At 45.8% G+C, this 12239-nt stretch carries 11 protein-coding genes; 2 read left to right on the top strand and 9 right to left on the bottom strand.

Annotated features, from left to right (window positions below; genetic code table 11):
* Positions 1-40: 40 nt before the first annotated feature.
* Positions 41-514: a DinB family protein gene (locus tag A3860_RS27335; protein ID WP_081152638.1), complete on the top strand. Its 474-nt coding sequence runs from the start codon at positions 41-43 to the stop codon at positions 512-514.
* Here A3860_RS27335 and A3860_RS27340 read toward each other — a convergent pair.
* Together A3860_RS27340 and A3860_RS27345 are read right to left on the bottom strand one after the other, a co-directional pair.
* Complete coding sequence (locus tag A3860_RS27340) at positions 492-1223, bottom strand: DUF92 domain-containing protein (RefSeq protein ID WP_081152466.1); 732 nt, start codon at positions 1221-1223, stop codon at positions 492-494. The two genes, A3860_RS27335 and A3860_RS27340, sit on opposite strands and share 23 nt — an antisense overlap.
* Before the next feature lie 330 nt (positions 1224-1553).
* Positions 1554-2648 (bottom strand): L-dopachrome tautomerase-related protein, encoded by a 1095-nt coding sequence (locus tag A3860_RS27345; RefSeq protein ID WP_081152469.1) that lies wholly within the window; start codon positions 2646-2648, stop codon positions 1554-1556.
* Positions 2649-3125: 477 nt separating this feature from the next.
* On the opposite strand from A3860_RS27345, the gene A3860_RS27350 reads away from it, so the two are divergent.
* On the top strand, positions 3126-3404 hold the full coding sequence (locus A3860_RS27350) for a hypothetical protein (RefSeq protein WP_081152472.1): 279 nt from the start codon (positions 3126-3128) through the stop codon (positions 3402-3404).
* Between the two features lie 10 nt (positions 3405-3414).
* Here A3860_RS27350 and A3860_RS27355 read toward each other — a convergent pair whose 3' ends face one another.
* From A3860_RS27355 to A3860_RS27385, 7 genes are all read right to left on the bottom strand, one after another.
* Complete coding sequence (locus A3860_RS27355) at positions 3415-3864, bottom strand: hypothetical protein (protein WP_081152475.1); 450 nt, start codon at positions 3862-3864, stop codon at positions 3415-3417.
* A 202-nt stretch (positions 3865-4066) separates the two neighbouring features.
* Positions 4067-4309, bottom strand: a complete 243-nt coding sequence (locus tag A3860_RS27360) for a hypothetical protein (RefSeq protein ID WP_081152478.1) — start codon at positions 4307-4309, stop codon at positions 4067-4069.
* A 190-nt stretch (positions 4310-4499) separates the two neighbouring features.
* On the bottom strand, positions 4500-4841 hold the full coding sequence (locus A3860_RS27365) for a hypothetical protein (protein WP_143774285.1): 342 nt from the start codon (positions 4839-4841) through the stop codon (positions 4500-4502).
* 260 nt (positions 4842-5101) lie between these two features.
* Positions 5102-7060 (bottom strand): RagB/SusD family nutrient uptake outer membrane protein, encoded by a 1959-nt coding sequence (locus A3860_RS27370; protein WP_081152484.1) that lies wholly within the window; start codon positions 7058-7060, stop codon positions 5102-5104.
* Between the two features lie 24 nt (positions 7061-7084).
* Complete coding sequence (locus tag A3860_RS27375) at positions 7085-10273, bottom strand: SusC/RagA family TonB-linked outer membrane protein (protein ID WP_081152487.1); 3189 nt, start codon at positions 10271-10273, stop codon at positions 7085-7087.
* 117 nt (positions 10274-10390) lie between these two features.
* Complete coding sequence (locus A3860_RS27380; RefSeq protein WP_081152490.1) at positions 10391-11539, bottom strand: FecR family protein; 1149 nt, start codon at positions 11537-11539, stop codon at positions 10391-10393.
* A 60-nt stretch (positions 11540-11599) separates the two neighbouring features.
* On the bottom strand, positions 11600-12211 hold the full coding sequence (locus A3860_RS27385; protein ID WP_081152493.1) for an RNA polymerase sigma factor: 612 nt from the start codon (positions 12209-12211) through the stop codon (positions 11600-11602).
* Between the last annotated feature and the right edge of the window lie 28 nt (positions 12212-12239).

Consider the following 12239-nt stretch of genomic DNA (forward strand, 5'->3'; position numbering starts at 1 on the left):
TTTTGATTCTTCTGGCAATAGAAGATCAAAAACCACGAACATGAACCTTCCTCAACAACTGGCAACACATTTCAAAACTGTTTATTTTGGCGGTAACTGGACCGCCGTTGATTTGAAAAACACCCTCGCAGATGTAAACTGGCAGCAGGCGACCACACAGATCTATCGCTGTAATACCATTGCAACGCTGGTATTCCATATGAACTATTATGTAAGTAATGTTTTGAAAGTATTCCAGGGACAACCGCTTGATGCGCATGATAAAGATTCATTTGTTCATGCCCCCATTGAATCGGAGGAAGATTGGGAAAAATTGTTGCAAAAATTCTGGGCCGACGCCGAAGCATTTATCAGCCAGATAGAAAAGCTGCCCGAAAGCAAACTCGACGAAATTTTCGTAAATGAAAAATACGGTAACTATCACCGCAACATTCAGGGTATCGTTGAGCATAACCATTATCACCTGGGGCAGATCGTGCTGCTGAAAAAGATCATGTCGCAGCTGGATGAGTGAAAAGCCAGTACCCGCATAAACCTGTTACAGCAGCAATTATTGTATTCAACAAATTCACCTGGTCGTTCTTTAACCAGCCCTTACGCTCAAGCGAAGCGCCGAGAACAGAATCGGCCAGGTTGCCGGCAAAGCCTGCCAGCACTATCCAGCATGAGAAAACGAAATGCTTATAGGCCACCAGGTAAATAGCCGCGATGAGCATACTCCCCGCAATTCCACATAAAGTACCTTCCAGGCTAACCACCCCATCAAGACCGCATGTATCTTTTTTGAATGTAAGGATGTTGTAAAAAGACCGGCCATATACACTGCCGAGTTCAGATGATAAAGTATCGGCACTGGCCGATGCCAGGGAAGCGGCGGCTGCCAGTTGCCATAATGGGGCCTGCTCAGGCTTCAACCAGGCAAGCAGTGCTGCCAGCCCGGCTACGCCGCCATTGGCCAGTACCTGCCAGGCGGTGCGTTGTCCTTTGTTCTTTTCTGCTACGCCCAACTGTTCTTTCTTGCTTCGTCCCAACGCAGTGACTACCGAACCGGCTACAAAAAAAGCACCCAGCATAATTATGCCGGTAACCCCGGCCCCTTTGTACAGCAGCGCCGCCAGGCACCCACCTGTAAGCGCACCAGCTACCGTTAATTTGCGGAAAACGATACTGGCGGCTACCATCACGCCAATAAATAACCAAACAATTACATCGATTATATGCATCGGGGCAAACTACGGCATCCGGCGCAATTGAGCAATAGAAAAGGGATATAAGTACAGGGTACCGCCCCAGGTGCTGCCTGAATGGGGGTCAACCTTTAGGAAAATTGCCCGGGCCTTGTGCAGTTCTTGTATGGGTATTGTCTAGCGTCACTAGAGTTCCTGTAGGGTGTCCAGAGCATACCGGTACAATACCCAGGCCATTAGACTACCATTAAGCTACCATTTACGGTACTATTACCCTCACTTCCCCACCTCCCAATACCCCACATACCGTTCGCGGTGGATATCATAGAGCGGTTTCAGCGTAATGTGCTCATTAACGGTTTTCATTCAGGGCAACTTCAATTTATAGATCGCATACGGCAACTCACGCTTGTTCTCTCCATTATTATACTCCGGTTGCTTTTGAATTTGCGAACAGCTCACATACAAATAACCGTCACTGGAAATTGCATAGCTGTCGGGCCAAACAAGCCGGTCATCGGCGATCAGTGTTTGCATGCTGAGCTCCGGTGTTACCCGTATAATGGAATTGGTTCGCATATCGCCCATATACAGATCTCCTTTTTTATCGATAATCATTCCGTCGGTAGTGGCGAAATGGCCAAGGTCTTCCACTTTACTGCCCAGCGTTTCATTGTCCATAGCATCATTACGCAAATATTCCGTGCGAATGCGGTACAGCTTGTCATCGGTAAGCGGTTTGTAATACAGCCACTCGCCATCGGGTGTAAGGGCAATAGCATCACTGTTGATCTTCACAGGCTTTCCATTTTTCATAAGTTCATGGCCATCTATGATAAATGTAAAACCGGGGTCCGATTTGGTGGAGTAATGGTCCTGCAACACCTGCCGGGCATTGCCGGTAGCAAGGTTTACGATTACAATGCCGCCTTCACTGGAATTGGTGAGGTAAGCGTACTGCCGCTGGTTATCGACCCGCACATCGTTGAGATAGCTGTTGCCATCTGTTACACCTTCAAAGAAATAAGTTCTTTCAACGGTATTGTTGGCCAGGTTTATTTTTACCAGCTTATGGCTGTTTGAATACACGCCTTCCATTTTGGGCGATGCCGCGTCAACCACCCATAAATTATTCTGCTCATCGGCATACAGGGCCTGAACGCTAACCCATTTGTCTTTTCCATTGTCACCGGCCTGCCAGCTGTTCCAAAACAGACTGGGATAGGGCGTTGTGTGATTGTCTTTTCCATCCACTTCTGACACGGCGTATTGATAGTCATTTGACCACAAGGGATAACTGGTGAACAGGCGCCCTTCGGGCGAAATGGCCACGCCGGTCAATTGATACCTGTCGTCTTTGAAAACAGTGGTCAACCTGTCCGTTTCCGGTTCACAGGGAACTTTGTTGCAGGAAACCTGGTAAATGCATAGCAAACAAAGAGGTATAAGAATGCACTTCATATGCCCGGATTTAAATTTAGCAATAGTGATAAACTTTAATCATCAGGCCTTTCGCAGGACCATAAAAAATCAGGGATTAATACTTAAGGTAAAAAGCAGCGCAAATAGTAACAGCTAAAGGAACAACTTACTGCAGTATCTGTAAATTAACTAAACCGGTCGAGGAAAAAAAATAATCTGTTAAAATATGGCCGGGAAAATTAATAACCACTCCCACTCCTGTTGCAAACGCAGCACATTTAACAGCCGTTGATCAGCAATGAACGGGCATAATTTTTTAAGTATTCAGGATGTACCTCAGGTACCCCAACTACCCGGGCTTTTTTTATAGCAGTCATACATATTTAGGATCTCAGACCGGCAGGTAACACACCTGCCTTACACTATTTCTGGCAGCAGTTGTTCCTGCCGGCCTGTTTTTTATTTTCCGGTTTTCACCGGAATAAAAGACTTATTGAGTATTAGAAACGGAAGCGTATGGAACCAATAATTTCTATCGAATTTATGTACAGGCAAAAAAAATATTTCGCCCTCGTACGCATCAAAGACAAACACAGCTTTACTGAATATCATGTTACCATTATGAATGGCGCATTGGAGCAAAAATTATATGGCAATCATATATTCGTTGAAGATGATGGCGAATTGGTAATTGGCCCTATTCCTGAAAAAGAAGCCGGACAGTTACGTTTAACGGTTGGTATGGCTTTGTGCAGGCACTATAACAAACCGTATAGTTCAAAAAAAACGGCATAACAAGCTGGCATCACTTCAACTGGTTCAGTGCACTCAACCAGCCTGTGCGCATGCTAGACCAGTTACCGGTAAAAGCCGTAGGTTGTAAACCACCTTCAAAACTCTTGAGCAAACTGGTGGCCTCTGACATGTTCTTTACCTTGTTGCTCATATCAAGGAGCGATTTGGCGGTAGATCCCTGTTTAAATAGATCAGGTTTTATATAGCCCACCAGGGTACTTACGGTACTGGCTATTTCCACCGCACTGGCCGCTTTTTGTGCTTTTGCCATTACGCCCTCCTTGGCGCCCGTCCAGGCACTGGTGAATGAGGTTGGTTTCAGCGCATTGGTGAACTGTGTCAATAACTGACCAGGATTGGCAGCCGTTGCAAGGGCGCCTTTTTTAAGTGTGGGAAGTTGAGCATGTACTAAACTACAGGAAATAATAAGCAGCATGATGCTGGCAAGCAACCTTTTCATAATCGTTAATTTGGAGGTGTTGGTATATGGTAATAGTTATGGAACCATTACAAATAGTGCTACGGGCCGGATGCTAACAGGGAGATTCTCAGGGGGGCTCGGAAGGGTCTAATTGAAAGTCAGGTAAGGTTCCGCTACAACCAGGCGTTAACTAAAGGTATGCTATTTATACAATCATGCATTAAATTTCATGGGTACCGGGCTACTCATCATTCCAGATCTCAACCTGAACGTAATAGCCAATATCAAAATACCGCACAATTTTTTTGGTTATAAAATCCTGGAGTGTATCGCATTCGGGAGAAATGGGGAGCACTTCAAAATAATGTTCATCGGCTTTTACTACCTGGAACATGGTATCGGCGCTAACTTCGCGGGGAGAATTGTTGAATCTGATCTTATCTCCCTGGAATACCCGTTGAGGGAAGGCAAGTGATTTCCACATGGTACTGGATTTTGATTATTGGTGAAATTTAGAAATTAGGTAGAACAAATGCAATGGTTCTGCTTATATTTTTTTAAACCACATAGGTCACAATGTATTCCATACATCGAAAAATTTGTGCCTATGTGGTTTACTAAAGCCAGAAAAGCCAGCAGGTTTATCGTATTATTACCTGTACTGTTCCTGACAATTAATTAAAATCCCGGATTTTTACGAAATGATTGTTGGGGTCTACATAATAGTAGCCCAGTTTAACGGTTGAATCAACCTTGTAAGGCTTTTCTTCTGGAAGCGCCAGTTCATCTTTCTTTATTGTAAGAAATACCCATTTGTCAATAAACTGGCTTAAGAAATGATGTGATTGGCTGTCGGTGCCGCGATAAAGAACACAGTTAGTGTTGGCTTTTGCTGAATCATTATAATACTGTTGAACTTCCTTGACTGTCCAGCAGGACTTTTGAACCTGGTTTGATGCAGCGCATGATGCAAAAACAACCATAACGCAAATGGCTAAAGGGATTGTCAGTTTCATTGGTAAAGGATTAATATTATGTATACTTTATGCAAAGTATCGATTTCCTTTTAAGCAAAACCAATGCCAGATATTTTAAATAACATCATGCATTACAATATGTTACTTAACATAGTACACTTACTTCGGATATTCCCGGTATTTATGTTGAACATTTTCGATCTTTCGACTTCGCCCAGGCCGAATGATCAAAAAAAAGTCCCCTTCGCCGCTCGCGAAAGGGACCACTTTTCCAAAACACTGTTGTATAAAAGGGAAAGCTACCATCCGGGATTTTGGTACGATTGCTTCTCCGTTGCGCTCAATGGTTGCCCATTTGTTTTTATCACATCCAGGAAGCTTTGTGGTATCGGCCGCAGGTAATCTTTAGTGGCCGATGGTTTTGCCGCACTGTTAAACGCGGTACAACGCGCTACCAGCGTTTTGGTACGGGTAAGGTCTTCCCAGCGCAACAACTCGCCCATTAACTCGCGTGAACGTTCATTCAATATAAAGTTCAGGAACCTGTCGGCATCGCTGCCGGCACTCAACCTGTCGTAAAATTCGCGGGTTGAGCCCAGGATATCATTTACGCTGTTAATGTGCATGGCCGAAAGCGTATTGACTGTAGTTGCCGTAGCAATGTTGTTCGATTCGTAATAAGTGTTTTTATCAGAATAAGAAACATATACTGCGGTATTGGCGGCTGTATTCGTTTTATACGCAATACCACCATCAACGTAGGCGCTACGGTCTTCTCCGTCTTTATAGGCTGCCCGGTCGCGTACGGCATTGATAAACGGCAGCGCATCGGTGTACTGTCCTTTTCGGCCATAGGCTTCGGCAACCATTAAATAGGTATCGGCGAGGCGGGCCAATATACCATCGCGGCGGCCAAATTGGGAGGCCACATCGGCTCTTGATCCATCGGCGAATTTCGACAGCCCTACATACCGTGAAGCGGCATAATTTCCATGGGTGCCCAGCATATTCTCGGCTTCACCGCTGAAATAACGTACAAACATATGCGGTGCGCGGTAATTGATATTATCCGAGGTATAACGGGTATCGCCGGCATTGTTTACAATATAGAGAATAGATTCCTGTCCGCCGGTGAATCGCACTGTACCTGCCGGCCCATAAGGCGCTACCCATTTAGGCGCACCACCCGGGTTATTACAGAGGTACCTTGTTTTAAAGCTCTTCCAGAAACGGGAATCGTTCACCCGGTCATACACATCCACAGCATAATCGGTTGAACGCAGGCGCTGGAATTCTCTTCCACCCGGTATATCGCGTACCATACCTGCCAGGTTCTGGTACACCGAAGGATAATGCAAATGCAACTGATTTCCATAACGGCCCTGCGTAGCAACGTTATCGCTGAACTGGGCCGACAAAATGATCTCGGCATTGGTTTCATTGGCGCCATTGGGACCGGTGTAATTCCACAGATCGCTGAAATTGGTAGCCAGTTTATGGCCGCTGTTACTGATGACATCAGTACCATATTTGATCACATTATCGAGGTCGGCAGCTTTTGTTGAGCTGTTCCAGCTGTTGTTTGCTTCGCTGGCGCGGAACAAATAGATCTTAGCCAGGTAATGCGCAGCCGCCCATTTGGTAATGCGGCCTCTTTGTGCGGGTGTGGCCGGCAACAGGTCGTAGGCCTGTTTCATATCGCTCAGGATCTGGTCATACACTTCCTGCACGCTATTACGTGAAAATTCAAATTCAACCGATTCGGAAGGGATCAGTTTCAAAGGCACGCCGCCATACTGGTTCACCAGCTTGAAATAATTGAAGGCGCGCATAAAATAGCCTTCGCCCATGCGGGTATTCTTGTTAGCGCCGGTATAATGCAAAGGCACATTCTGAATAAGAATATTGGCCGAGTTAATGGCCCCGTACATATTATCCCAAACGGTTCTTACATCACCGGTTGATGAGTTCAGGTTGGCATCATAAGAGTTCCACATTTGCATGGTAGGGTCGCCGCCCACAGTGAATTCATCAACACCATAATTGGTGGTGGCATAAGCCCATTCGTAGTTAAAATGAAAGCGAAGGCTTTGATACATACCTGTGGCCAACCCGTCTAAACCTACTGTAGTTACATAATCCTGCGTGGTCTTTGCAGTGATAATGGTTTCATCAAGGAATGATTTTTTACAGGCCCCTCCTATCGCTAGCATCAGTGCTATTGCACTTGCAGGGATCAATATTTTTGAACGTTTCATATGAAAGTATTAGATCGTTATTAGTTAAAAACCGGCATTCAAACCAATTACAAAACCTCTGTTGTATGTTGATACACCCGGATCGGCATCTGATGTTTTAACTTTTGCATTCAGGTCCGGGTCCAGCCATTTGATCTTTGAATAGATCAAACCGGGGTTCAACACCTGTGAGTAAATGCGGCAATTCTTCATTTTCAGCCTGCTCATAACACCTTTTGGCATCATGTACGATAAGGTGATGTTCCTGATCTTGATAAAGGAACCATCCTGATAGTTCATAGAAGAACGGAATGCATCACCGGCTGCATTATTATAGTTGGGCGCCGGATAATCATTGGTTGGGTTGCCGGGTGTCCAGTAGTTCAGCACGCGCTGGGCAAAACGGCCCTGCAATGCTTCGGCACCGGTTTGAATATAATAACCCCAACGGGCAAAAATGAAGATGTTCAGCCCCCAGTTGCGGTAATTGAATTCATTCATGATACCGCCATTCCATTTGGGTTGTAAATTGGCAACCACCCTGCGGTCGTTGTTCAGGTCAATTTTATAATCGCCATTCTGATCTTTCACTTTGATCATACCGGGCTTGAACTGGCTGGCTGTTGCCAGGTTCGCATTGAATTTGGCCAGCTCATCTTTATCGCCTTCCTGCCAAATGCCTTCTTTCTGATAATCGTACACGGTATTCAGGCGTTGGCCAATGAACCATCCGTTTGAAATATCATCCTGTTTGCCATTGGCAGTTTCCACGAAGCGGTCGCGATTGGCTGAAAAATTCAGGGTCGATGACCAGGTGAAATCGCCCTGCTGCACGTTCACCGTGTTCAGGGTGATCTCTATACCCTTGTTGGCGGTTTTACCCACGTTATCATAACTCTGGGTATAACCGGTAGTAGAAGGAACTGAACGCAGCAGCAACAGGTCTTTTGTTCTGGAAGCATACAGATCGATGGCGCCATCAACTCTTCCATGGAACAAACGAAACTCCAGACCCAGATCGGCCTGTGTGGTACGTTCCCATTTCAGGTTGGGGTTGGGCAGGGTGCTTGGGTTGGCCGAAGAGGGGTCGCTTGATACATAACCGGCATCAACCACACTTCCCCAGGTATAATATTCCGTTTGCGAAGGACCGAGCGTTTGATAAGGAGTAATGGCCGAGTTTCCTACGGTTCCAAACCCTGCTCTGATTTTCAAATTGTCGACCCAGGGCACCTGTTGCCGCATAAAATCTTCTTCGCTTATGCGCCAGGCCACTGATGCAGCGGGGAACATATCCCATTTGTGTCCTTTAGCCAGCTGTGAAGCGCCATCCCAACGGGTATAGGCATCAAAATAATATTTGCCTCTGTAGCTATAGTTGATACGGCCCATGTAAGAAAGCAATTGTCTTTCTGTTAAGCCGGTACTAAAGGCATCGAGGGCGCTCACTGAGTTCAGCTGATACCATTTTTGACTGGCCCAGGGCAATTTGGTAGCGGTCATTGATGACGTTTCGTCCCGTATGCTGGTAGCACTGTACAGAAATGTGGCGCCTAAATTATGCTCGCCGTTGATGGTTTTATTATAGGTAAGCAAATGGTCCAGCGTCCAGGCAAAATTGTTAGTCTGGTTTAACTGGGCATAATTGCTTGAACCGGCCTGGCCTGCTCCACGGTTGATTGACATGGAATCCATGTAACGGCCGTTATAATAATTGTTATAATCAGGTCCAAATGTCAACCGGTAACGCAACCCGTCGATGGGCATGAACTCTATATGAAATGCACCGAGCGCACGCAGGGTCTTACGCAGGTTCACATTGTATTTCTCTTCGCCGATGGGGTTCTGGATGTTTACGTCGCCACCAGGCAAATTGATCCTTTTTCCGGTGCTGTCGAACGGAATGGCATACGGCAACATGCCGTTGGCCGCTGAATACAGCGAACTGGGACCGGTGGCATTACTGGTTGAATACCCAAAGTTTTGCAAACCATAGGTGGCAGTAATGCTTGTTCCCATGCTGAACCACTTAACCGGATTGATCTCGATATTGAATTTGGAAGAATACCGGGTATAGTCCTGGCCCAGCTGCGTGCCTTTTTGTTTCAGGTAACCAAAGGAAGCGTAGGCTTTTACTTTTGCCGAACCACCGCTAACACTGATGATGTGGTCCTGGGTAATGCCTGTTTGTTTTACCATTTTCGTCCAATCGGTGGTGGGAACCAGGCTGCCATCCCAGGCGCCATTGGCCCAGCCTTTTTGCACGTTTGCCCAGGCATAAGGATCTGCGCCGAATATCTTCTGGTCATCGGCCATGGTGGGCACATCGGGATAGCTGGTACCGGTAAGTCCCAGGTACTTCACCCTTCTGTACGCATCGCGGCGGAAATCTATGTATTGGGAAGAATTCATCATTTCCATGCGGTTCTTGATGTCTTCAACCGTTAATGTTCCTATGTAATCTAAATTGAGGGCGCCATTCTTACCTTTCTTGGTGGTAATAAGCACAACGCCGTTAGCGCCTCTTGAACCGTAAATAGCGGTGGCAGAAGCGTCTTTGAGCACATCGACTGTTTCAATGTCATTTGGGTTCACGGCACTGATACTACCTACGTTCAGCGGAATACCGTCAACCACATACAAAGGGTCGCTGGAGGCTGTTGGGGAGCGCACACCTCTGATAAGCACCCGGCCTATTTCACCGGGCCGCTCATTTGAAGTGATGTCGATACCCGCAGCCTTACCCTGCAAAGCCTGCAAGGCATTTTGCACCGGTCTTTCTTTTATATCCTGCGAGTTAATGCTGACAATAGAGCTGGTGACTTCACTCTTTTTACGGGTTCCGTAACCTACTACTACTACCTGGTCGAGCGTAGATTCAAGTCCTTTCATGGTAACAACCAGTGACAATGAAGCGCCTTCTTTAAGTGTGTAGCCATTTAATTGCTGCGCTTCCAAACCAACTCCCGAAAATGAAAAGTTGTATGGGCCGCCTGCGGGTAAATTGCGGAACATAAAAACGCCCCCCGTATCCGTATTGGCACCGGCGGCGAAATTTGTTTTTGTGTTGCGCGCAACTACCGTAATGTTTGCGATGGGCTGGTTCTTTTCATTTGATACAACACCTGTAACCGTGCTGTTCTGTTGGGCAATAATGGGTGATAGAAAAAATAACTGACTAAGCAAGAGTACGGGCAATATAAATGCCCTGGCGTTTTTTAGCGTTCGTCTCATATAGCTTGCAGATTTTAAAAAATACGGTCCTTTGCCCTGGCTGGAAGCAGCTCCTGCCGGGGACACCGTTTTAAAATGTTGTGTCTACTTAATTATTGGTTATGGAATGGTTTTTCTTTATTGATGGATGATATAGGTATTTTCCTCCCTTGTGTATTTTAGGTTATTGGCTTTTGTTATTAATTTAAGGATGATCTCTATTGAGTCTGTAGTTTTGAACTGTCCTACAAAATATTTTTGTTTCACATCTTTTGAATCGTACACGATCGTTACGCCATACGAGGCCGCCAAATGATCAAACACCTGCGACAATGCCTGGTTGTTGTACATCCGCCACGAACCCTTTGTATTCACCGGCAACGTAGGATTATCATTCGTTGCTATTGCCGGCTTGTTCCCATTGGCGCCGGGGTTGCCGGTATTAAAGTTTCGAACCAGCGTGGTGTTCGGTCCATAAATAAATTCCTGTCCCGGCATCAGAAAAACAGCCTGCTTCATCAACTTATTTACGGTTGTTACCGGTTTAATGACCACCTTTCCATTATACAACCGCACCGACAACTGCTTATCGCTTGCAAAAGCCGTTACTGTAAATTCGGTACCCAGCGCAGTGGTAGTGATGGCGTCGCTTTCAACCGTAAACGGACTGGTGCTGTCTTTATGCACCCTGAAAAATGCTTTACCTGTCAATTTAATATGCCGGTTAGTGAATGTTCGCTCATACGTGATCTCACTATTATTGAATAACACGACCATAGAACCATCTGCCAGCATAATGTCTTTTTCCTTACCCGACGTATTCACTTCATGTTGTAAAACAGGCCTTGTATTTTCGGGCTTTTGTTCATTGTTCACAACCGCTGCGGGTGGCGCATTGCCTTTAATAAGGTAAATGAGGCCATAACCAAATAACAATAACACGGCAGCTGCAACCATCACCCGCAATAACCGGCGGTAAATGGCCGGCCGGGGTTGATTGTACTTTTCTTCCCACATATTGCCTGCGGCTTCCACTTCATTACTGGAAACGGCATTTGTATCCCTTGCGGCAATGATGCCTTTGAATAGCTTCCACTCCTCATCTTCGTTCACCTGCTCTGTCAGCTTTACGGCAGTAAGCTGCCAGGTATTTTTGAGATCTATAAAGTAAAGCCGGTTTTCCTCGCTCTCATTGATCCAGTTCACTACCAGCGCATGCTCTTCATCATTCAGGTCATTGATCAGAAATCTTGCTATCAGCTCCTTTATTTGATTATTTCGTTCCATGCACAATTAATTGATACGACTGGAAAAGATTTTACCCTTACAGGTTTTAGGAAAAAATTATTATTTACTAAAAAACGTATTGAATATCAATAAAATAATAAGGAAAGAAAGATAGGAAGACAGCTTCTCGCGCAACTTTACCAGGGCTCTGCTGATCTGCGTTTCCACTGTTTTTACCGAAATATCGAGCTGGCCGGCAATTTCTCCATACTTCAGGCCTTCAAACCGGCTCAACTCAAAAATGCGGCGCATTTGTTCGGGCAGCTCTGCAATAGCGGCATCAATATCGGCCTGCAGCTGTTTTACATCCACATTATCGAAACCATTGGCCGATTCTTCAGGGACCGATTGCACTATAAACTGAACATATTGCTGCCTTACCTTCTGGTGTTTTATATTGTCGAGGATATTGTTGGTGACGATCTTATACAGGTATGCTTTGGGAGAAACCGTGGTATCAAGGTGTTCACGGGCATCCCACAGTTTGATGAATCCGGTGTGCACCATTTCTTTGGCCCCGTCGAGATCGAGACCAAACCTGAACTGACAGTAAGCGCAAAGGGGAAGGAAGTGCTTTTTAAAGAACACCTCAAAGGAAGCATCGTCAAATTTCCATCGATCATCAGGAGGACCACCTTCCCGATTATTCTCCGGCGGGTAAGAAGCGTTCATGCGCAAGCACTTTTGCTGTAAATTTTGG

The sequence above is a fragment of the Niastella vici genome (genome assembly GCF_002077945.1).
Classification (GTDB): domain Bacteria; phylum Bacteroidota; class Bacteroidia; order Chitinophagales; family Chitinophagaceae; genus Niastella; species Niastella vici.

Coding starts and splice junctions, on each gene's coding strand:
- A3860_RS27340 (WP_081152466.1), bottom strand. CDS start 1,223: ATGCATATAATCGATGTAATTGTTTGGTTATTTATTGGCGTGATGGTA.
- A3860_RS27355 (WP_081152475.1), bottom strand. CDS start 3,864: ATGAAAAGGTTGCTTGCCAGCATCATGCTGCTTATTATTTCCTGTAGT.
- A3860_RS27345 (WP_081152469.1), bottom strand. CDS start 2,648: ATGAAGTGCATTCTTATACCTCTTTGTTTGCTATGCATTTACCAGGTT.
- A3860_RS27335 (WP_081152638.1), top strand. CDS start 41: ATGAACCTTCCTCAACAACTGGCAACACATTTCAAAACTGTTTATTTT.
- A3860_RS27365 (WP_143774285.1), bottom strand. CDS start 4,841: ATGAAACTGACAATCCCTTTAGCCATTTGCGTTATGGTTGTTTTTGCA.
- A3860_RS27375 (WP_081152487.1), bottom strand. CDS start 10,273: ATGAGACGAACGCTAAAAAACGCCAGGGCATTTATATTGCCCGTACTC.
- A3860_RS27380 (WP_081152490.1), bottom strand. CDS start 11,539: ATGGAACGAAATAATCAAATAAAGGAGCTGATAGCAAGATTTCTGATC.
- A3860_RS27360 (WP_081152478.1), bottom strand. CDS start 4,309: ATGTGGAAATCACTTGCCTTCCCTCAACGGGTATTCCAGGGAGATAAG.
- A3860_RS27350 (WP_081152472.1), top strand. CDS start 3,126: ATGGAACCAATAATTTCTATCGAATTTATGTACAGGCAAAAAAAATAT.
- A3860_RS27370 (WP_081152484.1), bottom strand. CDS start 7,060: ATGAAACGTTCAAAAATATTGATCCCTGCAAGTGCAATAGCACTGATG.
- A3860_RS27385 (WP_081152493.1), bottom strand. CDS start 12,211: ATGAACGCTTCTTACCCGCCGGAGAATAATCGGGAAGGTGGTCCTCCT.